Origin of the sequence: Limnohabitans simekii (SeqCode) (genome assembly GCF_965234735.1) — a bacterium.
GTDB lineage: Bacteria > Pseudomonadota > Gammaproteobacteria > Burkholderiales > Burkholderiaceae_C > Limnohabitans > Limnohabitans simekii.
In genome coordinates this window covers 1-22,980 of sequence record NZ_OZ248540.1, presented here as the reverse complement: position 1 = coordinate 22,980, position 22,980 = coordinate 1, and the positions used below count along the sequence as shown (strand labels likewise).

The 22,980-nt window shown below is 55.6% G+C and carries 25 protein-coding genes; 12 read left to right on the top strand and 13 right to left on the bottom strand.

The features are described 5' to 3' along the window. Window positions 1-12 precede the first annotated feature (12 nt). A complete protein-coding gene (gene uvrC / locus AC8GFP_RS00125) occupies window positions 13-1,920 on the bottom strand; it encodes an excinuclease ABC subunit UvrC (protein WP_506609081.1) in 1,908 nt (635 codons plus the stop codon). A gap of 6 nt (window positions 1,921-1,926) precedes the next feature. Then, window positions 1,927-2,346 (bottom strand): VOC family protein, encoded by a 420-nt coding sequence (locus AC8GFP_RS00120; protein WP_506609079.1) that lies wholly within the window; start codon window positions 2,344-2,346, stop codon window positions 1,927-1,929. Between the two features lie 119 nt (window positions 2,347-2,465). Here AC8GFP_RS00120 and AC8GFP_RS00115 point away from each other — a divergent pair, with 119 nt between their 5' ends. Both AC8GFP_RS00115 and AC8GFP_RS00110 read left to right on the top strand, forming a co-directional pair. Further along, entirely contained in the window at window positions 2,466-2,885 is a 420-nt protein-coding gene (locus AC8GFP_RS00115) for an HIT family protein (protein ID WP_506609077.1), read from the top strand. Between the two features lie 58 nt (window positions 2,886-2,943). Further along, complete coding sequence (locus AC8GFP_RS00110; protein ID WP_506609075.1) at window positions 2,944-3,294, top strand: hypothetical protein; 351 nt, start codon at window positions 2,944-2,946, stop codon at window positions 3,292-3,294. Window positions 3,295-3,407: 113 nt separating this feature from the next. Here AC8GFP_RS00110 and AC8GFP_RS00105 read toward each other — a convergent pair whose 3' ends face one another. Next, window positions 3,408-4,196: an enoyl-CoA hydratase gene (locus AC8GFP_RS00105; RefSeq protein ID WP_506609073.1), complete on the bottom strand. Its 789-nt coding sequence runs from the start codon at window positions 4,194-4,196 to the stop codon at window positions 3,408-3,410. A gap of 52 nt (window positions 4,197-4,248) precedes the next feature. Here AC8GFP_RS00105 and aat point away from each other — a divergent pair, with 52 nt between their 5' ends. The 3 genes from aat to AC8GFP_RS00090 are packed head-to-tail and all read left to right on the top strand — an operon-like array spanning window position 4,249 to window position 6,554. Further along, entirely contained in the window at window positions 4,249-5,010 is a 762-nt protein-coding gene (gene aat, locus AC8GFP_RS00100; RefSeq protein WP_506609071.1) for a leucyl/phenylalanyl-tRNA--protein transferase, read from the top strand. Next, window positions 5,007-5,762: an arginyltransferase gene (locus AC8GFP_RS00095; RefSeq protein WP_506609069.1), complete on the top strand. Its 756-nt coding sequence runs from the start codon at window positions 5,007-5,009 to the stop codon at window positions 5,760-5,762. Before aat ends, AC8GFP_RS00095 begins: the two co-directional genes overlap by 4 nt. Before the next feature lie 9 nt (window positions 5,763-5,771). Continuing rightward, window positions 5,772-6,554 (top strand): IclR family transcriptional regulator, encoded by a 783-nt coding sequence (locus AC8GFP_RS00090; RefSeq protein ID WP_506609067.1) that lies wholly within the window; start codon window positions 5,772-5,774, stop codon window positions 6,552-6,554. A 37-nt stretch (window positions 6,555-6,591) separates the two neighbouring features. Here the strand turns inward: AC8GFP_RS00090 and AC8GFP_RS00085 are convergent, their stop codons facing one another. The 6 genes from AC8GFP_RS00085 to AC8GFP_RS00060 all read right to left on the bottom strand — a co-directional run bounded on the left by AC8GFP_RS00085 (window position 6,592) and on the right by AC8GFP_RS00060 (window position 13,574). Beyond that, the gene (locus tag AC8GFP_RS00085; RefSeq protein ID WP_506609065.1) at window positions 6,592-7,560 is read right to left on the bottom strand and encodes a serine hydrolase; all 969 of its coding nucleotides are present in this window, start codon (window positions 7,558-7,560) and stop codon (window positions 6,592-6,594) included. A 124-nt stretch (window positions 7,561-7,684) separates the two neighbouring features. Beyond that, on the bottom strand, window positions 7,685-9,223 hold the full coding sequence (locus tag AC8GFP_RS00080; RefSeq protein ID WP_506609063.1) for a 2-isopropylmalate synthase: 1,539 nt from the start codon (window positions 9,221-9,223) through the stop codon (window positions 7,685-7,687). A 203-nt stretch (window positions 9,224-9,426) separates the two neighbouring features. Then, complete coding sequence (gene pssA, locus AC8GFP_RS00075) at window positions 9,427-10,227, bottom strand: CDP-diacylglycerol--serine O-phosphatidyltransferase (RefSeq protein WP_506609061.1); 801 nt, start codon at window positions 10,225-10,227, stop codon at window positions 9,427-9,429. A gap of 11 nt (window positions 10,228-10,238) precedes the next feature. Then, window positions 10,239-11,255, bottom strand: a complete 1,017-nt coding sequence (gene ilvC, locus AC8GFP_RS00070) for a ketol-acid reductoisomerase (protein ID WP_506609060.1) — start codon at window positions 11,253-11,255, stop codon at window positions 10,239-10,241. Between the two features lie 29 nt (window positions 11,256-11,284). Then, window positions 11,285-11,776: an acetolactate synthase small subunit gene (gene ilvN / locus AC8GFP_RS00065; protein ID WP_506609058.1), complete on the bottom strand. Its 492-nt coding sequence runs from the start codon at window positions 11,774-11,776 to the stop codon at window positions 11,285-11,287. Window positions 11,777-11,792: 16 nt separating this feature from the next. Continuing rightward, a complete protein-coding gene (locus AC8GFP_RS00060) occupies window positions 11,793-13,574 on the bottom strand; it encodes an acetolactate synthase 3 catalytic subunit (protein ID WP_506609056.1) in 1,782 nt (593 codons plus the stop codon). Window positions 13,575-13,846: 272 nt separating this feature from the next. On the opposite strand from AC8GFP_RS00060, the gene AC8GFP_RS00055 reads away from it, so the two are divergent. From AC8GFP_RS00055 to AC8GFP_RS00035, 5 genes are all read left to right on the top strand, one after another. Continuing rightward, window positions 13,847-14,413: an RNA polymerase sigma factor gene (locus tag AC8GFP_RS00055; protein WP_506609054.1), complete on the top strand. Its 567-nt coding sequence runs from the start codon at window positions 13,847-13,849 to the stop codon at window positions 14,411-14,413. Then, complete coding sequence (locus AC8GFP_RS00050) at window positions 14,410-14,841, top strand: DUF3619 family protein (RefSeq protein ID WP_506609052.1); 432 nt, start codon at window positions 14,410-14,412, stop codon at window positions 14,839-14,841. Before AC8GFP_RS00055 ends, AC8GFP_RS00050 begins: the two co-directional genes overlap by 4 nt. Window positions 14,842-14,978: 137 nt before the next feature. Continuing rightward, window positions 14,979-15,491, top strand: a complete 513-nt coding sequence (locus tag AC8GFP_RS00045) for a DUF3106 domain-containing protein (RefSeq protein ID WP_506609050.1) — start codon at window positions 14,979-14,981, stop codon at window positions 15,489-15,491. Next, window positions 15,491-16,036 carry an RDD family protein gene (locus AC8GFP_RS00040; protein ID WP_506609048.1) on the top strand — a complete coding sequence of 182 codons (546 nt, stop codon included), beginning with the start codon at window positions 15,491-15,493 and terminating at the stop codon, window positions 16,034-16,036. Before AC8GFP_RS00045 ends, AC8GFP_RS00040 begins: the two co-directional genes overlap by 1 nt. Beyond that, complete coding sequence (locus AC8GFP_RS00035) at window positions 16,033-16,617, top strand: LOG family protein (RefSeq protein WP_506609046.1); 585 nt, start codon at window positions 16,033-16,035, stop codon at window positions 16,615-16,617. The genes AC8GFP_RS00040 and AC8GFP_RS00035 overlap by 4 nt, the downstream gene beginning before the upstream one ends. Window position 16,618: 1 nt before the next feature. On the opposite strand, the gene AC8GFP_RS00030 is transcribed toward AC8GFP_RS00035, so the two are convergent. Beyond that, window positions 16,619-16,957 (bottom strand): P-II family nitrogen regulator, encoded by a 339-nt coding sequence (locus AC8GFP_RS00030; RefSeq protein WP_506609045.1) that lies wholly within the window; start codon window positions 16,955-16,957, stop codon window positions 16,619-16,621. A 33-nt stretch (window positions 16,958-16,990) separates the two neighbouring features. Further along, window positions 16,991-18,655 carry an NAD+ synthase gene (locus tag AC8GFP_RS00025; protein WP_506609043.1) on the bottom strand — a complete coding sequence of 555 codons (1,665 nt, stop codon included), beginning with the start codon at window positions 18,653-18,655 and terminating at the stop codon, window positions 16,991-16,993. A 7-nt stretch (window positions 18,656-18,662) separates the two neighbouring features. Here AC8GFP_RS00025 and AC8GFP_RS00020 point away from each other — a divergent pair, with 7 nt between their 5' ends. After that, complete coding sequence (locus tag AC8GFP_RS00020; RefSeq protein ID WP_506610500.1) at window positions 18,663-19,832, top strand: GNAT family N-acetyltransferase; 1,170 nt, start codon at window positions 18,663-18,665, stop codon at window positions 19,830-19,832. Here AC8GFP_RS00020 and ppa read toward each other — a convergent pair whose 3' ends face one another. Then, entirely contained in the window at window positions 19,833-20,369 is a 537-nt protein-coding gene (gene ppa, locus AC8GFP_RS00015; protein ID WP_506609041.1) for an inorganic diphosphatase, read from the bottom strand. A gap of 237 nt (window positions 20,370-20,606) precedes the next feature. Here ppa and AC8GFP_RS00010 point away from each other — a divergent pair, with 237 nt between their 5' ends. Beyond that, window positions 20,607-22,772, top strand: a complete 2,166-nt coding sequence (locus AC8GFP_RS00010) for a sodium-translocating pyrophosphatase (RefSeq protein ID WP_506609039.1) — start codon at window positions 20,607-20,609, stop codon at window positions 22,770-22,772. Between the two features lie 87 nt (window positions 22,773-22,859). Here the strand turns inward: AC8GFP_RS00010 and AC8GFP_RS00005 are convergent. Next, window positions 22,860-22,980 (bottom strand): IS3 family transposase (locus AC8GFP_RS00005; RefSeq protein ID WP_506610498.1); only part of this gene is annotated, 121 nt, incomplete at its 5' end.

Sequence of the window (22,980 nt, the reverse complement as noted above, 5' to 3'; positions counted from 1 at the left end):
AGCCGAACTGGGTTAACGCAGCGCCGAGTAAATGGCCTGCGCCAACTCCGGCGAAATGCCTTCCACAGTGCACAAGTCCTGCACACTGGCATCGGCCACGCCGCGCACCCCGCCAAAGCGCTGCAACAGTTTGGCCCGCTTTTTCGGACCCACGCCGGGAATCTCTTCCAAACTGCTGGAGCCCGTGCGCACCTTGGCGCGTTTGGCCCGCATCCCCGTGATGGCAAATCGGTGCGCCTCGTCGCGGATTTGCGCCACCAGCATCAAAGCGGCGGCGTCCTTGCTCAGCGCCAGCTTGGGGCGGCCATCGGCAAACACCAGTTCTTCCAAGCCCACTTTGCGGCCCTCGCCTTTTTCCACGCCCACCAGGCGGGATAAATCCAGGTCGAGCGACTCGAAGACCTCCCGTGCCATGCTGATTTGGCCCTTGCCACCATCAACCAGCACCAAGTCGGGCAACTTCGCCTCGCCCAAGCGCACCGCCTCGGCCAGCTTGGTGTAGCGGCGCAGCAGCACCTGACGCATGGCGGCGTAGTCGTCGCCGCCGGTGATGCCATCGATGTTGTAACGGCGGTATTCGGCGGCCTGCATTTTGTGGTGGTGGAACACCACGCAAGAGGCCTGGGTGGCCTCACCAGCCGTGTGCGAAATGTCAAAGCACTCGATGCGAAAGCTGTCGAGGTCTTCCACCGCCAGGTCCAGCGCATCCACCAAAGAGCGTGTGCGGGCTTGCTGCGAGCCCTCCTCGGCCAGCAAACGACCCAGTTGCAGCGCGGCGTTTTGCTGCGCCATGTCCAGCCAGGCTTTGCGTTGCTCGCGCGGTTGGTGGATGGCACGCAACTTCAATCCCAGTTGCTCGCTGAGCGCCGTCAACAGGTCTTTGTCCACCGCATGGCTGGTGATCAGCGTGGGCGGTGCAGCCACCTCCAGGTAATGCTGGCTGATGAAGGCTTCCAGCACCTCGTGGGGTTCCGCGTTGTCCACATGGATCGGGAAATACGGGCTGTCACCCAAATGCCGTCCGCCGCGCACCATGGCCAAGTTGACGCAGGCCTTGCCGCCGTTCACCAACACCGCCAAGATGTCCACGTCCCGGTCGTCCACCGTGTCCACTGCTTGCTGGTGCAGCACCTTGCTCAGCGCACTGATTTGGTTGCGGATATCGGCGGCTTGCTCAAACTCGAGCTTGTCCGCATGAATCATCATGCGTTTTTCCAAAGACTTCATCACGTCCTTGGTCCGGCCATTCAGCAATTCACAAGCGCTTTGCACATCACGCTGGTAGTCCTCGAGGCTGATCAAGCCGACGCACGGTGCCGAGCAGCGTTTGATTTGGTGCAACAAACAAGGCCGCATCCGGTTCCTGAACACCGTGTCCTCGCAGGTGCGCAACCGAAACACTTTTTGCAGCAGTTGAATGGCTTCGCGCACCGCCCACACACTGGGATAGGGGCCAAAGTAGTCGTGTTGTTTATCCACCGCACCTCGGTAATACACCACCCGTGCCGCGGCTTTGGGTTGCGGATGGCCAGAGTCTTGAACAGCTGACGATTGGGCGCGGGTGATCTTCAAGTAGGGGTAGCTCTTGTCGTCGCGAAACAAAATGTTGTAGCGCGGCTTGAGGGTTTTGATCAGGTTGTTTTCCAGCAGCAAGGCCTCCGCCTCGGAGCGCACCGCCGTGGTTTCCATGCGCACGATCTTGCTGACCATGTGGCCGATGCGGGTGCCGTCATGGGTTTTTTGGAAATAACTGCTGACGCGTTTTTTCAGGTGGTTGGCCTTGCCGACATACAGCACCTGGTTTTGCGCATCGAAATACCGGTAGACGCCTGGCAAGGCAGGCAGCGCTGCCACTTGGGCCAACAAGGCCTCGTCAAACCCGGCGCTGGGCTTGCCTTCGTCTGGCTTGTCAGCGCTCAACGTGGGCTACCACTGGCCCACATTGGGCATGCTGGCCCAGGGCTCGGCCACGGGCAAGGCTTGCCCGGCTTGCAACAACTCCACGGAAATGTTGTCTGGGGACCGCACAAAGGCCATGTAGCCGTCACGTGGTGGGCGCAAGATGGAAACGCCATGGGCCTGCAAGCGCTCACAGGTGGCGTAGATGTTGTCCACGGCGTAGGCCAGGTGGCCAAAGTTGCGGCCACCTGCCAGCTCCTCGGGATCCCAGTTGTAGGTGAGTTCCACCTGGGCTTGGCTGTCGCCCGGTGCCGCCAAGAACACCAAGGTGAAGCGGCCCGAGGGAACCTCTTTGGATCGCAGCACTTCCAGCCCCAAGGCATCACGGTAGAAGGCCAAAGATTTTTCGAGGTCGGCGACCCGAACCATGGTGTGCAAATAGCGCATGTGACAAAAGCTGTGAAAAAGAAGACAAACTTTAACTCAGGGGGCTGGGGGCTGGGGGCTGGGGCCAGAGGACCAAAGACCTTTGCCAGCCTTGTGCAGGTTTTGACGCATAATTTCTCATGGACAAACCAAGCACTTGCACCTACTGCACACTGGCCGAGGCCCGCATCTTTGACGAGACCACCCTGTCAATCGCATTCAAAGATGTGTTCCCCGTCTCGCCAGGCCACACCCTCATCATTCCGCGCCGCCACGTCGAGTCTTACTTTGATTTGACCAACCAAGAACGCGAAGACATGTTGATTTTGATGAACCGGGTGAAGGACAAACTCAAAGAAGAATTGAACCCCAATGGCTTCAACATTGGCATCAATGAAGGGTTTGCCGCTGGCCAAACCGTGGGCCACATCAACATGCACCTGATTCCCCGCTTCAAAGGCGATGTGCCCGAACCCCGTGGCGGTATTCGCTGGATCTTCCCCGACAAAGCGGTTTTTTGGAATGCAACCCCAACGGCTCCGGCTGTTGATGAGAAATGAGTCAGCTGTTGGCATTTCAGTCCGCATCCCTTTCCTCTTTTCACGAAGCCAGAACGCCATGAACCGCTTGAATTTTCCTTGGACCGCCACTGTCTTGCTGTTGAGCGCCGCCACCTTGATTGGATGCACACAAGAGCAGCAAAACAAAATTGGCCGCGAAATCCAAAACTGGACAGGCACAGACGGTGTTTTGGAGATTTACGCCGGCGACAAATTGGTTCGCCGATTCTTGAAAATCGACAAGCTCAGCACCGCGCTGGGCACGGATGACGGCAAACCCCGCGACTACCGCTACGGCTATGGGGTGTTGGATGCGAACTTGAACATGCAGGTTGATCCAACCGAAAAGAGGGTGTATTTTGAAATCAGCAACTACACCAACGCGGTCTTTTTTGAAAATCCAAACTGATTGCCTTGAACCGTGGCCAAGTTGGGCTGGCCTCTAAGTAAGGCTAAGCCGACCATGTCCATCAGATCGAAAGTCCAAGTTTGGCCCTTGAGTTTTCGTTATTGAAACTCAGCTCAAGCCGTCCAAGTGGGTTTGCGCTTTTCAATAAATGCTTGAAACCCCTCTTGGGCCGAGTCGTGCATCATGTTGCAAGCCATGGTTTGTCCCGCCAATTGGTAGGCGGCTTGCACGCCCATTTCCAACTGTTGATAGAACAAGCCCTTGCCCAAGCGCACCGCGGTTTCAGGCTTGGCGCTGATCTTGGCGCACAAAGCCAGCACCGTTTGCACCAGATCATCGGCCGCTACGGCCTGGTTGATCAGGCCCCGCTCGACAGCGGTGTGGGCATCGATGAAGTCCCCTGTCAGCAGCATTTCCATGGCTTGCTTGCGGTGCATGTTGCGGCTCAAGCCCACGCTGGGGGTGGCACAAAACAAACCATAGTTGATGCCCGATACCGCGAACTTGGCGGTATCCGCCGCCACAGCCAAATCACACATGGCCACCAACTGACAGCCCGCCGCAGTGGCAATACCCTGCACTTGGGCGATGACCGGTTGGGGCAGTTGCTGGATGCGCATCATCATGCGGCTGCATTGGGCAAAGAGTTGGGTGTAGAAATCATGATCAGGCTGGCTGCGCATTTCGCGCAAGTCGTGGCCAGCGCAATACGCTTTGCCCAAGGCCGCCAGAACAATCACTCGGCAATCAGGGCTTTCTGAGGCCTGCACCAAGGCCTCTTCCAAGGCGCTCAGCATCTCGGAGGACAAGGCATTGAAGCTGTCGGGACGGTTCATGACCAGTCGAACCACGCCCGTTTGGGGTTGTTCTTGCAGTACAAAGGCGGTGGAGGCATTGCTCATGGTGTATCTTCTCCCGATGCGGTTCAACTTTTGACATCATGCCAGTATTGTGATGCGTTACCCCCACCCACCTTTGTACCAACTGGGCCTCGATGATCCGCTGCCCCCGCCCCACCTGGCCTGGGGACCAGACTCGGCAGCGCCAGGCTTGGTAGCGATCGGTGGCGGACTGTCGGTGGAACGTTTGCTAGAAGCTTACGGGCAAGGCTGTTTCCCTTGGTACAGCGAAGGCCAACCGGTGATGTGGTGGAGCCCAGACCCGCGCATGGTGTTGCCGGTGGGGCCATTTCGGCTGCAACGCTCACTGCGACAGGCATTGAAACAATTTTTACGATCTCCCGGTGCACAAGTGCGCTTTGACACCGTTTTTTCACAGGTCATCCAAGCTTGCGCCAGTGCGCCTCGTCCGGGTCAAAACGGCACTTGGATCGTGCGCGACATCGTCAAGGCCTATGAAGAACTTCATCTTGCAGGCCATGCCCACAGCATCGAAGTCTGGCTTGGCAACGAGCTGGTAGGCGGCTTGTACTGTGTCGCTATAGGACGCGCTGTGTTTGGTGAATCCATGTTTTCTAGACAATCCAATGCTTCCAAAATCGCACTGGCAGCCTTGGTCGGTTTCGCCCGTGCGCAGGGTGTGGCCTTGATCGATTGCCAACAAAAAACCAGCCATCTCGCGAGTCTGGGTGCCTGCGATATGAGCCGGGCAGAATTTTTGATGCACACCACGACAGCCCTGGCCCAGCCAAGCCTGGAGTGGCAGTTTGACCCTTTATACTGGCTTGAACTCCAGATTGAACCAATGGCCCAGTGACGAACCTTCAGGATTTACCTCTTCAATCCCTGCAGTTTTACGCCACTGCGCCCTACCCTTGTAGCTACATCGATGGCCTGCAGGCGCGCTCACAAGTTGCCACGCCCAGCCACTTGATACACAACGACACCTACTCAGAATTGGTCGCCAAGGGGTTTCGCCGCAGTGGCATGTTCACCTACCGCCCGTATTGCGACGGGTGTAAAGCTTGTGTCCCATTGCGCATTGATGTGCAGGCATTTCAACCCAATCGCAGTCAACGTCGTGCACAAAAAGCCCACCAGTCATTGGTGGCTCAGGTTTCTCGACTGGCATATGTGCCCGAGCATTACGACCTCTATTTGAACTACCAGAACAGCCGTCATGCAGGTGGCGGCATGGACCAAGACAGCATTGAGCAATACACCCAATTTTTATTGCAAAGCCGTGTCAATTCACGCTTGGTCGAATTTCGCGATGCCGCACCCGAGGGCGAGGTCGGGGCACTGCGTATGGTGTCCATCTTGGATGTCCTCAACGATGGCTTGTCAGCGGTTTACACGTTCTATGATCCCGACCCCAAGCTGGCCTCGGGTCTGGGCACCTTCGCCGTGCTGTGGCAAATCGCACAAGCCGAATCGCTTGGTCTGGCTTACGTGTATCTGGGCTATTGGATTGCACAAAGCCCAAAGATGACCTACAAAGCGCAATTCAAGCCACACCAGTTGTTGCGCGATGGACAGTGGTCTGCATCTACAGAGTCGAGCCCGTAAAATCCTGCCATGCGAAAAAATGACGATGATCTGCACCATGCAGGCCCCTCGATTCAAGTTTTAGAACGCATGTTTTCCCTGATCGATGTCTTGGCCACCAAGGACAGCTTGTCCTCTCTCAAAGACATCAGCGAGCAAACGGGCCTGCACCCCTCCACTGCGCATCGCATCTTGAACGACTTGGTATGTGGCCGCTACGTTGACCGCCCCGAACCCGGTCAATACCGTTTGGGCATGCGCTTGCTCGAACTGGGCAACTTCGTCAAAGGTCGCTTGAATGTGCGGGATGCTGCTCTCAAGCCCATGCGGGATTTGCATCAACTGACCCAACAGCCCGTGAACCTGAGCGTGCGCCAAGGCGATGAAATCGTCTATATCGAACGCGCCTACAGTGAACGTTCTGGCATGCAAGTCGTGCGTGCGATTGGCGGTCGGGCACCCTTGCACTTGACCTCGGTGGGCAAGTTGTTTTTGGCGGCCGACGACCCCAACCGGGTCAGAGCCTATGCCACCAAAACGGGACTCAGTGGCCACACCAAAAACAGCATCACCCAACTGAATGCGCTAGAGACCGAGTTGGCAAAAGCACGCCAACATGGCTTGGCTCGAGACAACGAAGAGTTGGAGTTGGGGGTCCGTTGCATGGCTGCAGGCATCTATGACGATCAAGCCAAATTGATTGCTGGGTTGTCGATTTCTGCGCCAGCTGACCGGCTTGACGAAGCTTGGCTGCCCAAGTTACAAGCCACAGCTTTGCAAATTTCTGAGACCTTGGGTTTCTCCAGCCGCTGAATGTAAAAAGCCTCCTTGAAGGAGGCTTTTGCATGCATCAGGATTGCGCTGCGGGATGTCGCAACTCAATCCAGCGGCGGACACGTTCGGCATCGGCTGTTCGGCTGAATTTACCTGCTGAATCCAAAAACACCATCACCAATTTGCGTCCGGCGATCTTGGCTTGCATCACCAAGCATTGACCTGCTTCGGCAATGTAGCCCGTTTTTTGCAAATCAATGCTCCAGTTGGGGTTGGTGACCAAGCGGTTGGTCGATTTGTATTTCAAGGTGCGGCTGCCTACATCGACGTCCATGCCCTCGGATGTGCTCAGCTCACGCATGGTTGAATCGTTCGCCGCAACCGCGACCAGTGTGGCCAAATCTTTGGCGCTGGACTGATTGCGACTGGACAAGCCTGTGGGTTCCGCGTACTTGGTGTCGTGCATGCCGAGTTGCTTGGCCTTGGCATTCATTTGGGCAACGAAGGCAGGCAAACCTTGTGGGTAGGTGCGTCCCAAGGCATGGGCAGCACGGTTTTCACTCGACATGAGCGCCAGTTGGAGCAGTTCACCTCGTGTCAAGGTCACGCCAGGGCGCAAACGTGAACTGCTGCCCTTTTCTGTGTCAATGTCTTCAGTGGTGATAGTGATTGATTCATCCATCGACAAATTGGCTTCAAGAATAACCAAGCCCGTCATCAATTTGGTGATGGACGCAATGGGTAAAACGGCGTTGTCGTTTTTACTGAACAGCACTTCTTGGGTGTCTTGGTCAATCACATAGGCCACACTGGATCGCAGAGACAACTCATCGCTGCTTTGGTGCAAACCTGCCATGCGGCCAAAAGATGGTTTTCTGGGGGCTTTGGCCTTCAGACGCGCCTTTTTTTTCTTGATCGCCTTTGACTTAACGCTGGATGTCTTGGCGGTTTTTTGATTGCTTTTGGCGTGCGCGATCGGGGTGAAAGCAAAGGCACACAAGGACAATGCCAAAACAAAAATAGGGGCTGTGAATCTCTTGAACATGTCGTCCTTGTTTGAGGGGTGCGCTATCGATGACAACCAGTTTAAGGTAAATTAAAAAAACAATCAATATCAATGACTTGCATGTTTTTCCTCAAGTATCAAAAAGAATTCATTTTTGACTGGATCATCCTTGTGCTGCAACGCGCTCAGCCTTGCTCTGCAATTTGTTCAATGCACTCAAATACGCTTTAGCAGAGGCCACCACAATGTCGGGATCAGAGCCTACCCCGTTGACGATGCGGCCATTGTTTTGCAACCGCACCGTGACTTCGCCTTGGCTTTCGGTTGATCCACTGATGGCGTTGACGGAATACAACACCATTTCAGCGCCACTTTTCACATGCTTCTCAATGGCTTTGAGCGAGGCATCCACTGGACCGTTGCCATCGGAGTCGCAGGCGATTTCTTTGCCGCTGTGTGTGAAGACTATGGAAGCATGCGGGCGTTCACCAGTTTCGCTGTGCTGAGACAACTTCACAAAGCCAAACACATCACCTTCGTGGGAGACACTTTCCTCGCTGACCAAAGCCAATATATCTTCGTCAAAAATTTCGCTTTTGCGGTCAGCCAATTCTTTGAAGCGGGTGAAAGCGGCATTGGTTTCCGCTTCGCTGTCGAGTTCCACGCCCAAATCTTGCAAGCGTTGTTTGAACGCATTGCGTCCACTGAGCTTGCCCAACACGATTTTGTTGGCACTCCAACCCACGTCTTCAGCACGCATGATTTCATAGGTGTCACGAGCCTTGAGAACACCGTCTTGGTGAATGCCCGAAGCATGGGCAAAGGCATTGGCACCCACCACGGCTTTGTTGGGCTGCACCACAAATCCTGTGGTTTGGCTCACCATGCGACTGGCCGCCAAGATGTGTTGCGTCTCGATGCCCAAGGTCAAGCCGAAATAGTCTTTGCGGGTTTTCACCGCCATGACAATTTCTTCCAAAGAACAGTTACCGGCGCGTTCCCCCAAACCGTTGATGGTGCATTCCACTTGCCGCGCACCGCCAATTTGCACACCAGCCAAAGAGTTGGCGACCGCCATGCCCAAATCGTTGTGGCAATGCACGGACCAAATCGCCTTGTCGGAATTGGGAATGCGTTCGCGCAAGGTTTTGATGAAGTTACCGTACAACTCGGGGACGGCATAACCCACCGTGTCGGGCACGTTGATGGTGGTGGCGCCCTCTTTGATGACGGCTTCCAAGACACGGCACAAATAATCCACATCACTGCGGTAACCGTCTTCTGGACTGAATTCCACATCGGCCACCAAGTTGCGGGCAAACCGCACTGATTGCTTGGCTTGCTCAAACACCTGATCCGGGGTCATACGCAACTTCTTTTCCATGTGCAAGGCAGAGGTGGCGATGAAGGTGTGAATCCGGGCGTTGTTGGCGCCTTTCAAGGCTTCTGCGGCCCTTGAAATATCGCGGTCGTTGGCGCGTGAGAGGGAACAAACCGTGGACTCGGTGATGGCGTCAGCGATGGCCTTGACCGCCAAAAAGTCACCCTCCGAGCTGGCTGCAAAACCCGCCTCAATCACATCCACGCGCAAGCGCTCTAACTGGCGGGCAATGCGCAATTTTTCGTCGCGGGTCATGGACGCGCCAGGAGACTGCTCACCATCACGCAAAGTCGTGTCAAAAATAATCAATTTATCGGTCATTTCTCACTCCTGATGTCTGATCATTCAGAACCTGCTCAACACAAAAACAAAAGGCCCGTTGCTGGTGCAGACGGGCCTGGAAAAAGGATGCGCGAACGCTACCAATGAAGCCCGAAAAAGCCCAGTAGCAGTAGGTTGTGCAAAGAATTCATGTGCGGAATGTAGCACAGGCCGCCGACCTGCCCGGGGCTGCAAGGCTTTGCTCAGTGCAAGCCCATTTCTTCGGGCTCATCGGTGGAGGTGCTGATGACACTGGTGGGAATGCCCTTGATACGCCGCCAGACATAGACGGCATAGCCGCTGGTGCCGTAAATCAGGAACAAGGAAAACAAGACGATGGGCGGATGAATGTTGATGACCGCAATGACCAAGGCGATGGAGACAATGACCGCGAAAGGCACGCTTTTGCGCATTTGGAAATCTTTGAAACTGTAAAACGGCACGTTGCTCACCATGGTGAGTCCGGCATACAAGCACAGTCCAAATCCAACCCAAACAAAGTCTGTTTTATCCAAACCCAAGACGGTGATGAACCAGATAAAACCCATCAGCAGCGCAGCTGCGGCAGGCGAAGGCAAACCTTGAAAAAACCGCTTGTCTACCACCGACGTGTTGACGTTGAAGCGGGCCAGACGAAGCGCGGCACAAGCGCAGTAAACAAAAGCAGCAAACCAACCCCAGCGGCCCAAATCACGAAAGACCCATTCGTAAATGATCAATGCTGGGGCTGCGCCAAATGAGACCATGTCGGCCAAGGAGTCCATTTGGGCACCAAACGCGGTTTGGGTGTTGGTCATGCGAGCCACTCGACCATCCAAGCTGTCAAGCACCATGGCAAAAAATATGCCCAGTGCCGAGGCCTCGAATTGGTTGTTGATGGCCATCACAATGGCATAAAAACCACAAAACAAGGCGGCCAATGTGAACAAATTGGGCAGTACATAAATGCCCTTTCGAAGCCTGCTGGAGGCTTCAACGTGTTCGTCAGGGTCAGGAGTGCTCATGCGCGCGGGTGTCAATTGCGACTTTGGTCAACCAATTTGTTTTTGGCAATCCAAGGCATCATGGCACGCAGTTGACCGCCAACCACTTCGATCTGGTGATCGGCAGTGTTGCGACGTCGTGCTGTCATGCTGGGGTAGTTCAAACGGCCTTCTTGAATGAACATCTTGGCGTAATCACCGTTTTGAATCCGCTTCAAGGCGTGGCGCATGGCAGCACGGCTTTCTTCGTTGATGACTTCGGGGCCTGTGACGTACTCGCCGAACTCGGCATTGTTCGAGATGGAGTAGTTCATGTTAGCGATGCCGCCTTCATAGATCAGGTCGACGATCAACTTCAATTCGTGCAAGCACTCAAAGTACGCCATTTCGGGGGCGTAACCGGCTTCCACCAAAGTTTCGAAGCCCATCTTGACCAGTTCAACCGCACCACCGCACAACACGGCCTGCTCGCCGAACAAATCGGTTTCAGTTTCTTCTTTGAAATTGGTTTCGATGATGCCAGCCTTGCCGCCACCGTTGGCCATGGCGTAGCTCAGGGCCAAGTCGCGGGCTTTGCCGCTCTTGTCTTGGTGCACAGCCACCAAATGGGGCACACCGCCGCCTTGGGTGTAGGTGTTGCGAACCGTGTGGCCAGGAGCCTTGGGGGCCACCATCCAAACATCCAAATCGGCGCGTGGCACGACTTGGTTGTAATGCACATTGAAGCCGTGGGCAAAGGCCAAGGAAGCGCCTTGCTTCATGTTGGGCGCGACGTTGTTGTTGTAAACATCGGCAATTTGCTCATCGGGCAACAACATCATGACCACATCCGCCGATTTGACCGCGTCGTTGACTTCCATCACGTTCAAGCCAGCTTTGCCGACTTTGTCCCAGGAAGCGCCTCCCTTGCGCAAACCCACCACCACTTTGACGCCGCTGTCGTTCAAGTTTTGGGCGTGGGCATGGCCTTGCGAACCATAGCCGATGATGGCCACGGTTTTGCCTTTGATCAGGCTCAGGTCACAGTCTTTGTCGTAATAGACTTTCATGGTTTTCTCCTTCAATGTTGTGTGAATATTCAGACGCGCAATACGCGCTCGCCGCGACCAATGCCACAGGCGCCAGTGCGCACCGTTTCCAAAATCGCAGCGGTTTCAATGGCTTGTAAAAAAGCGTCGTTTTTATCGACGTCACCGGTCAACTCGATGGTGTAGCTTTTGTCCGTGACGTCGATGATGCGGCCACGGAAGATGTCAGCCATGCGCTTCATTTCTTCGCGCTCTTTGCCCACTGCACGCACTTTGACGAGCATCAGTTCGCGCTCGGTGTAAGCACCTTCGGTGAGGTCGACCACTTTGACCACTTCGATCAGACGGTTCAGGTGTTTGGTGATTTGTTCAATCACGTCGTCCGAACCGGAGGTTTGCAAGGTCATGCGCGACAAACTCGGGTCTTCCGTGGGGGCCACGGTGAGCGATTCGATGTTGTAGCCTCGGGCCGAGAAAAGCCCCACCACCCGCGACAGTGCGCCGGGTTCGTTTTCCAACAAGACAGCAATGATGTGTTTCATGATGATAGCCCGCCGATCAAAGGTCTTCGCTGCCGAGCAGCATTTCGGTGATGCCCTTGCCTGCTTGCACCATGGGGAACACGTTCTCGGTTTGGTCGGTTCTGAAATCCATGAACACCGTGCGATCTTTCAGTTTGCGGGCTTCGCGCAAAGCGGGCTCAACATCTTCAGGCCGCTCGATCAACATACCGACATGTCCATAGGCTTCCGCCAACTTGACGAAGTTGGGCAAGGCGTCCATGTAGCTGTGACTGTAGCGACCGGAATATTCAATTTCTTGCCACTGGCGCACCATGCCCAAATATCGGTTGTTCAGGGAAATGACCTTGATCGGGGTGTTGTATTGCAAACAGGTGGACAGCTCTTGAATGCACATTTGCACAGAGCCTTCACCGGTGACGCAATACACCTCGCTGTCGGGCTTGGCCAACTTGATGCCCATGGCATAGGGGATGCCCACGCCCATGGTGCCCAAGCCACCTGAGTTGATCCAACGACGAGGTTCGTCAAACTTGTAGTACTGCGCGGCCCACATTTGATGCTGGCCCACATCTGAGGTGATGTACGCGTCAGCGTCTTTGGTGAGGTTCCACAGGGTTTCAATCACCGCTTGGGGTTTGATCACGCTGGTGTTGCCACGATCGTATTTCATGCAGTCCCGCGCCCGCCAAGCTTCAATCGTCTCCCACCAAGCCGACAAGGTTTTGGGGTCGGGTTTGGCAGGCATTTCTCGCAGCATGCCCAGCATGTCGGTCAACACATCTTTGACGTCACCGACGATGGGGATGTCCACCTTGACACGTTTGGAAATGCTGGAGGGATCGATGTCGATGTGGATGATCTTGCGTTCGTTTTGGGCAAAGTGTTTAGGGTTGCCAATCACGCGGTCGTCGAAACGAGCACCGACGGCCAGCAAGACATCGCAGTTTTGCATGGCGTTGTTGGCTTCGACCGTGCCGTGCATGCCCAACATGCCTAAAAACTTGCGGTCACTGGCCGGGTAAGCACCCAAGCCCATCAAGGTGTTGGTGCAGGGGTAGCCCAGCATGTCCACCAGCGTGCGCAGCTCTTGCGAGGCTTCACTCATCAAGACACCGCCACCGGTGTAAATAAAGGGACGCTTGGCCGCCAATAACAGTTGCAAGGCTTTGCGAATTTGACCACTGTGGCCTTTGCGAACCGGCGTGTAGGAGCGCATTTCCACCGACTCGGGGTAGCCGTGATAAGGGGTCTTTTTGAAGGACACGTCTTTGGGAATGTCCACCACCACGGGGCCGGGGCGACCGCTGCGGGCGATGTGAAAAGCTTTCTTCATCACATCGACCAAGTCGCGCACATCTTTGACCAAGAAATTGTGCTTGACGATGGGGCGGGTGATACCGACGGTGTCGCATTCTTGGAAGGCATCCAAGCCAATCGCGTGCGTGGGCACTTGCCCGGTGATGATGACCATCGGGATGCTGTCCATGTAGGCTGTGGCAATGCCTGTGACGGCATTCGTCACGCCGGGACCAGAGGTGACCAGTGCCACACCCACATCACCCGTGGCACGTGCATAGCCGTCAGCAGCATGAACAGCTGCTTGCTCGTGGCGCACCAAAATGTGTTGAATCGTGTCTTGTTTGTAAAGCGCGTCGTAGATGTGCAGTACGGCGCCACCGGGGTAGCCCCAGAGGTATTTGACGTTTTCGGCTTGCAGGGCTTTGACAAGAATGTCTGAACCGTTGAGTTCAGTACCACCAGCAAGCGAATCGCTGGTGTTTGCGGCTTGGGAAGGCGCCGCCTTGGTAGTTTCCATGGTGTAAACCTTTGTGAATTTCGTAGACGAAAAACCCAGGGTGCCTTTTTGCAACTTTTTTTGGAAGCGCATCAAGACTTTGGATCTCGAGCCATAAGCGTTTCACACCATGCTCGAACCCTTTTTGATTGGGAGCCCAAGATTATGACACTGTTTGATATTGCCCTTGCTTCTTCGCCTTTCAACTGGAGGCGGGTGACATAATCGTTCACGCTTTGAGCTTGCAGACAAGCCAATTCAACTCTTCACCGCTACAGAATGAACCCCTGACCTTGGCTTCCGACAAAGAACTTTCTGATTTTTTGGCCAGCGTTGAGAAACGCGCTTTCAAGCGTTCGCTCTACCATGTCAGAGATGAAGAGGCTGCTTTGGATATCGTGCAAGACAGCATGATGAAATTGGCCGAGCATTACGCAGACAAACCTGCAGCCGAACTGCCTTTGCTCTTTCAACGGATTTTGTCCAACACCACGCTGGACTGGTTTCGCAGACGCAAAACCCGCTCCGCCTTGTTCAGTAATTTCAGCGATTTTGGCAACGGGTCGGATGATGAAAGCTTTGACATCCTCGACATATTGGAAGGCAAAGGCACTGCTAATGAATCCGAAAGTGCTCAAGATCTGTTCTCGCGAACCCAAACTGTGCGGCTCATAGAATCAGAAATTCAGAATTTACCGGGACGTCAACGAGAGGCCTTCTTATTGCGTTATTGGGAAGAACTGGATGTGGCTGAAACAGCTACAGCCATGGGATGCTCAGAGGGTAGTGTGAAGACACATTGCTCGCGGGCCATTCAATCGCTTTGCAAAGCCTTATTGGCCAAGGGAATCAAACCATGAACAACCACCGTTTTGAAGCTCAAGATTTGTTGGGGAAACGTTTGGCTGCGCACTTGAACGAAGCCAACCAATCGCTGGGCTACGACATCACTGAGCGTTTGCGTGCAGCGCGAACGCGTGCACTTGCGGTGCGCAAAATCAGCCAGCTCGAGTGGCAGACCATTGCTGACGTTCAAATGCAAAATGGTTTGCTCAGTCTCAAGCCTGGTCACAAATTTCACGGCTTCTACCAATCCCTGGTCTCTGTGCTCCCCTTGGCGTGCTTGTTGGCTGGCTTGGTGTTTCTTTATGAATTTCACAATGACCAATCGGCCCTAGAGCTCGCAGAAGTGGACGCTGCATTGCTGATCGATGATCTCCCGCCGCAGGCCTATGCTGATCCCGCATTCGCGCATTTCTTGAAAAACAATCCGAACATTTCCGAATAATGCGTTGGCGTTTACTGTCTGGCTCATTGACCCGTCTTTGGTTCTTTAGCGCAACGATCACTCTCACATGGGCCGCCATGGCCCAAACGCCAAGCCTTGATCAACCGACCCCCAAGAGCAAGGTCAAGCCCCCTCAGATGGCAACTGAAACCGGCCCCAAATGGTCTGAACTCTCGCAGACACAACAAGCCATCTTGGCGCCGCTTCAACATTTGTGGTCTGGCATGGAGGAAAACCGCAAACGGAAATGGTTGGCCATTGTCAAAAATTGGCCTGCCCTCACACCTCAAGCGCAAGCGACAGCACAAGAACGAATGAAAGAATGGGCGGCTCTCAGCCCGGCTCAGCGTGCTCAAGCGCGTTTGAATTTCGCCCAATCTCAACAACTCAGTACGGATGAAAAGAAAGCCAAGTGGGAAGCTTTTCAAACCCTGAACGAAGAGCAAAAACTCAAGCTCACGCCTGCAAAACCCGGCGTACCCAAAGGTGCCGCAACAGCTGTCAAACCCATTGCGCCAGAAAAGCTCACTGCCACCCCCAAACCTCGGCAAGGGCAGGTCAAAGCCCCACGAATTGAAACCACGGAAGTTCACCCACAGACGCTGTTACCCGTGCGCAAAACCAGCATGCCTGTTGACGGCGACAAATAATGTTGGTTGACGAAGCTGGCCACTTTGGTCGCACACCCTCCCTTTGGCGGCGTCTGAGTTGCTGGTTTTACGAAGGCATGTTGCTGTTTGGTGTCATCTTCATTGCGGGCTATTTGTTCGGCGCTCTCAGTCAAACCAAGCATGCGCTGGACAACCGACACGGCCTGCAAGCTTTTGTGTTTCTCGTGCTGGCCATCTACTTCACTTGGTTTTGGCACAAAGGCCAAACCTTGGCCATGAAAACCTGGCATTTGCGCTTGGTGGATACCCATGGACAGCCACTCACGCAAAAACGCGCGTTGTGGCGCTATCTGCTGAGCTGGATCTGGTTGCTTCCACCCCTCGTGCTGTCTCAATGGATGGGCTACTCCTCCATGCAAAGTGTGGGTTCAACAACAGCTTGGGTGGTGGTCTGGGCAGCATTGAGCCGCTTTCACCCCGAGCGTCAATATTGGCACGATCAATGGGCTGGCACACGCATGATTGACGTGCGGCCCCAAGCGTCATCAAACAGCCACGAAGAACTGCCAACATCAGCCCCATGAACCCTGCATTCTCTCTTTGCGTTTACTGTGGCTCTCGCCCTGGCAGCCTGCCCGAGTACGCCAAGGCTGCTGTGCAAGTGGGCACTTGGATTGGCCAACACCGAGGACAACTGGTTTATGGTGGCGGCGACAACGGTCTGATGGGCATCGTGGCCCAGGCCACCCAAGCCGCTGGAGGCCGCGTTGTGGGCATCATTCCACAGGCCTTGGCTGAAAAAGAATTTGCCCGCCATGCGTGTGACGAATTGCACGTGGTGGACAACATGCACCAGCGCAAACACATGATGGCCGAACGCGCCGATGCGTTTTTGGCGCTGCCCGGGGGCATTGGCACGTTTGAAGAATTGTTCGAGGTGTGGACTTGGCGGCAACTGGGGTTTCACAACAAACCCATTGGCTTGTTGAATGTTGCGAATTACTACGACGGGCTGTTGCAGTTTTTAGAAAGCACCGTGACACAAGGTTTTTTGTCGGACTGGCAAATGGACTTCGTTCACCAATCGACCGATGCTGACAGCTTGCTGCCCCAGTTGGTCCAGGCTGCTGGCCTGGCCCAAAGTGATGGCTTGGCGAAAATCTAAATCAAACCGCTGATTCGTCGGTTTCACCAGTGCGAATGCGCACCACTTTTTCAACCGCAGTGACGAAGATTTTGCCGTCGCCAATTTTGCCGGTGCGCGCAGCAGTGACGATGGCGTCCACACAACGGTCCACCTCGGCCGAATTCACCACCACTTCGACCTTCACCTTGGGCAAAAAATCCACCACGTATTCCGCGCCACGGTAGAGCTCGGTGTGGCCTTTTTGACGGCCAAAGCCTTTGACCTCGGTGACGGTCAAGCCGGTGACGCCGCATTCAGCCAGTGCTTCGCGTACTTCTTCAAGTTTGAAAGGTTTGATGATGGCGGTGATTTGTTTCATGGTGTACTTCCCTGTCAATCAAATAAAAAAACGTCAGGCACGGAAAAGACTGGTTATAGGATAACGCCAATCTTTGCCAAAGGCGCGGTGCGTGATCCTGACCCCGATGGGCGCTTGGCGGCGTTTGTACTCGTTGATGCGGATGAGCCGAATGACCTGGTCCACGTCGGCGCGGTGGTAGCCCGCCGCTTCAATCTGCTCGGCGCTTTGGTCTTGCTCCATGTACATGGCCAAGATGGCGTCCAAGACCTCGTAAGGCGGCAAGCTGTCTTGATCGGTTTGATCCGGGCGCAACTCGGCGCTGGGGGGCCGCGTGATGATGCGCTCGGGGATGATGTCCAGGCCTTGGCCAAACGGGTCGTTCGCGTTGCGCCAGTGCGCCAACTGGTACACCAAGGTTTTGGCCACGTCTTTGATGACCGCAAAACCACCCGCCATGTCGCCATAGAGGGTGCAATAGCCGGTGGCCATTTCGCTTTTGTTGCCGGTGGTCAGCACCATGCCGCCATGTTTGTTGGACAAGGCCATGAGCAAGGTACCGCGAATACGCGCTTGGATGTTTTCTTCGGTGGCGTCCAACGGTTTGCCGGCAAAGTCGTTTTGCAAGGTTTGCAAAAAATCTTCAAACATCGGCACGATAGACAGTTCGTCATAGCGCACCTGCACCCGCTCGGCCATCTCACGGGCATCGTTCAAGCTGATGTCGGCCGTGTAGGGTGAGGGCATCATCACCGCGCGAACACGCTCGGGGCCCAAGGCATCGACGGCAACGGCCAACACCACGGCTGAATCAATGCCGCCAGACAAGCCCAGCAGCACCGATGGAAATTTGTTTTTACCGATGTAATCCCGCACACCCAACACCAAGGCTTGCCAGACATCGGACAAAGCGTCGGGCAGCGGATGCACCAAGGCTTTCAAACGCACACTGTCTGTTTTGAGTTCGGCCAACACATCAAACGCGTCTTCAGCAAAGCTGAGCGCACGGCCCGCCAAGCTGCCCTGGCTTTGCAGTGCAAACGAGCGCCCCTCAAACACCACCTCGTCTTGGCCACCCACCATGTGGGCATAGACCAGCGGCAAGCCGACCGTCAACACACGCGCTCGCATGGCTTCTTCACGCTCGGTGGCTTTGCCTTGGTGAAACGGCGAGGCGTTCAACACCACCAAAAGTTGTGCGCCGTTGTCGCGGGTGTCCAACGCAGGTTGCTCGAACCAAGCGTCTTCGCAAATGAGCAAACCAATGCGCACACCTTGCACCGTGAACACGCAGGTGTCGTGGCCGGGTTTGAAATAACGGCGTTCATCAAACACCTGGTAGTTGGGCAGCTCGCGCTTGGCATAACTGGCCACCAAATGGCCTTCACAGAACACCGAGGCCATGTTGAAGCGGTGTTGCACCGCCACCGAGCGGGTGCGTTCGTCGTTGCCACTGGGGTGCCCCACCACCACATGCATGCCGTGCAAGTCGGCGAGTTCGTCGCGCACCAAGTCGAGTGCGTCTTCGCAGGCTTGAATGAACGAAGGCCGCAGGTACAAATCTTCAGCGGCATAGCCACAAATGGAGAGTTCGGGCGTGACCAACAAACGCACACCGCGGTCAAAGGCGGCGCGGGCAGCGTCGATGATTTTGTGGGCATTGCCCTGCATGTCACCGACGGTGAAATTGAGCTGGGCTACACTGAGTTGAAGCGTCATGAATGAAATGCAAAAAGAGCTGAACGATTATGGCATTCAGGTGCACACGCACCCCGCAGAGATTGCCGCCGCCGCATGGGACCAGCTGTTGGCGCAACAAGACTGCCCCACCCCCTTCATGCAACACGCTTACCTGCAAGCCATGCACGAGAGTGGCAGCGCCACGCCCGACAGCGGCTGGACACCGCGCTTCATCACCCTGTGGGTGAACGATGCACTGGTGGCCGCATGCCCCATGTATTTGAAAAAACACTCCTATGGCGAGTACGTGTTTGACTGGGCTTGGGCGAATGCCTATCAACAACACGGCTTGCCCTACTACCCCAAGGCCTTGATTGCTGTGCCGTTCACACCCGTGCCGGGTTCGCGTTTGCTGGCCGTGGATGCGCCCACGCGGCAGCGCTTGTTGCAAGCGGTCATTGCTTGGTGCGCCCAAGAAAAACTGTCGTCACTGCATTTGTTGTTTGGCAGCCCCGCCGACATGGCGGCTTGCGAAGCCGAAGAATTGCTGCAGCGCCAAACCGTGCAGTTCCATTGGCACAACCAAGCCTGGCCTGACTTTGAAGCCTTCTTGGCGAGCTTGAACCAAGAGAAGCGCAAAAAAATCCGGCAAGAGCGGCGCAAAGTGGCTGAAGCAGGCGTCACCTTCAGATGGTCTTTGGGTGCAGCTATTTCTTCAAGCGATTGGCGCTTCTTTTACGAATGCTACGAGCGCACCTACCTGGAACATGGCAATGCGCCCTACCTGACACCTGCGTTTTTCCAAAGCATGCAAACCGACATGGCACACAACTGGTTGTTGTTCATCGCTGAGCGCGACGGCGTGCCCATGGCCAGCAGTTTGATTGGCATCCATCACCTGGGCGAAGCCGACGCCGTGGCCTATGGCCGTTATTGGGGGGCCCTCGAGCGCGTCGATTGTTTGCACTTCGAGGCTTGCTATTACCAACCCTTGCAATGGTGCATGCAGCATGGGGTGCAGCGCTTTGAAGGTGGTGCCCAGGGCGAGCACAAGATGGCGCGGGCCTTGATGCCCACCAGCACCCACAGTGGCCACTGGTTGGCCGACCACCGCTTTGCGCAGGCGGTGGCGGAATTTTTAGAACGCGAAGGCCGCGGTGTGGACAACTACATGGCGCACTTGGACGAACGCAATCCGTTCAAGCGCCCTGACTGATCAGCCTTTGATTTTTTGGTAATTGCTCATGCCGTCCTGCACCTCTTGACGTGCGGCCTCGGGGCCTTCCCAGCCCAAAATCTTCACCCATTTGCCGATCTCCAAGTCTTTGTAGTGCTCAAAGAAATGCGCGATGGTTTTCAAACGCATCGGGTTCAAGTCTTCGGGTTTTTGCCATTGGGTGTAGATGGACAAAATTTTGTCGGTGGGCACGGCCAAGACCTTGCCGTCCATGCCCGCTTCGTCTTCCATTTTCAAAATGCCGATGGGGCGGCACGGCACGACGACGCCTGGAATGAGCGGCACGGGCGTGATGACCAAGACGTCCACCGGGTCGCCGTCACCGCTTATGGTTTTGGGCACATAGCCGTAGTTGGTCGGGTAGTGCATGGCCGTGCTCATGAAACGGTCCACGAAGATGGCGCCGGTTTCTTTGTCCACTTCGTACTTGATCGGGTCGGCGTTCATCGGGATTTCAATGATCACGTTGAATTCGTGGGGAGCGTTCTTGCCAGGGGTGACGTTGTCGAGGGACATATTGAAAATCTCTTGAAATGAAAAGGGAAATGAAAAACCGCCCTATTTTGTCAGTAATTACCCTGAGTTTTCTGACACGTTCAGGCTGTTTATGGGAAAGCCGTCATTCGAATCCCTTACATTCGCCGAGTTGGCCAATCAACCTCGGTGTGAGTGTGTGAGGAAGCAACGCAAAGGTGGTGTCAAACAACCGGTTGCGTGGCCCCACCTCAACGCGAAACTATCGAAGGAGATCTTATGACTGGTTCTACAGCGCTTGTATTTGCGCTCATCTGCGGCTTCATCGCCGTGATTTACGGGTTTTGGGCCCGCAGCTGGATTCTTTCCCAAGATGCAGGCAATGCCCGCATGCAGGAAATTGCAGCGGCGATCCAAACCGGTGCAGCAGCTTATTTGGCTCGCCAATACAAAACCATCGCCATGGTCGGCGTGGTCTTGGCCATCCTGATTGCCTGGGTGTTGGACCCCTTGAGTGCCGTGGGCTTTGTATTAGGCGCTGTGTTGTCTGGCGCTTGCGGCTTCATCGGCATGAACGTGTCCGTGAAAGCCAATGTACGTACCGCACAAGCAGCCACCAAAGGCATTGGCCCCGCGCTGGATGTCGCGTTTCGCGGCGGCGCCATCACCGGCATGCTGGTGGTGGGCTTGGGCCTCTTGGGCGTGACCGGTTTTTACTGGTTCCTCACCCGCGCTGGCGTGCCTGCTGACGGCAAAGCGCTGGCCGGTTTGCTCAATCCGCTGATCGGTTTTGCCTTTGGCTCTTCGCTGATCTCCATTTTTGCCCGTCTGGGCGGCGGCATTTTCACCAAAGGCGCTGACGTTGGCGCGGACTTGGTGGGCAAAGTTGAAGCCGGTATCCCCGAAGACGACCCGCGCAACCCAGCCGTGATTGCCGACAACGTCGGTGACAACGTCGGCGATTGCGCTGGCATGGCCGCCGATTTGTTTGAAACCTATGCGGTCACCCTGATTGCCACCATGGTGCTGGGCGCTTTGCTGGCCGGTGCCGGTGGCCCGAACTTGGTGCTGTATCCGCTGGTGTTGGGTGGTGTGTCCATCGTGGCCTCCATCATTGGTTGCTTCTTTGTGAAGGCCAGCCCCGGCATGACCAACGTGATGCCTGCGCTTTACAAAGGCTTGGCGGTCTCGGGCATCTTGTCCTTGATTGCGTTTTACTTTGTCACCCAGTCCATGTTCCCAACCGCCATGGCCTTGCCCGATGGCACGGCCTTGAGCGCCAGCGGACTGTTTGGCGCCTGTGCCATTGGTTTGATCTTGACTGGTGCGCTGGTCTGGATCACCGAGTACTACACCGGCACCCAGTACGCGCCTGTGCAGCACATTGCGCAAGCATCCACCACCGGTCACGGCACCAACATCATTGCGGGTCTGGGCGTGTCCATGCGCTCCACCGCTTGGCCTGTGCTGTTCGTCTGCGCCGCCATCTACAGCGCCTTTGATTTGGCTGGCCTGTACGGCATCGCCATCGCTGCCACAGCCATGCTCAGCATGGCCGGTATCGTGGTCGCCTTGGACGCCTACGGCCCGATCACCGACAACGCCGGTGGCATTGCCGAAATGGCCGAGCTGCCTGCCAGCGTGCGTGACATCACCGACCCGCTGGACGCGGTGGGCAACACCACCAAGGCCGTGACCAAAGGCTATGCCATTGGCTCCGCCGGTCTGGCCGCGTTGGTGCTGTTCGCCGACTACACCCACAAGCTCGAAGCCTTTGGCGCACAAATCAAGTTTGACTTGAGCGACCCCAACGTCATCATTGGCTTGTTCATCGGTGGCCTGATTCCTTATCTCTTTGGCGCGATGGCGATGGAGGCCGTAGGCCGCGCCGCCGGTGCGGTGGTGGTGGAAGTTCGCCGCCAGTTCAAGGAGATCAAGGGCATCATGGACGGTACCGGCAAGCCCGAGTACGACACGGCGGTGGACATGCTGACGACAGCGGCCATCAAAGAAATGATGATCCCCAGCTTGTTGCCTGTGGTGGCACCGATCTTGGTCGGTCTGATCCTCGGCCCAGCGGCTTTGGGCGGTTTGCTGATGGGAACCATCATCACCGGTTTGTTCGTGGCGATTTCCATGTGCACCGGCGGCGGTGCCTGGGACAACGCCAAAAAGTACATCGAAGATGGACACCACGGCGGCAAAGGATCTGAAACCCACAAGGCCGCCGTCACGGGCGACACCGTCGGTGACCCCTACAAGGACACTGCGGGTCCAGCGATCAACCCCTTGATCAAGATCATCAACATCGTGGCGCTGCTGATCGTGCCCGTGATGATGCATTTCCACGGCGGCAGTGTGGCGGCCCCAGCGGTGGTGGACACCCCGCCTGCGGTCAGCGCACCTGCTGAGGCCCCAGCTGCTCCGGCTGCTGAAGGCAAGTAAGCTCGGTTCTTGCCAACTTCGGTTGGCAGGATGTGAAAAGCCCGCTTCTGAACTGACCCCAATTAGTTGGACAGTTGAAACGGGCGGTTAACCCAAAGATGGCTGAGTTCTGTATTGCACAGGACTCAGCCCTTTTAATTTGCTCCTGATGCGCTCGTGGTTGTAGTAATGAATGTACTGTCGCAATCCATCTTCGAGACGCTCCACA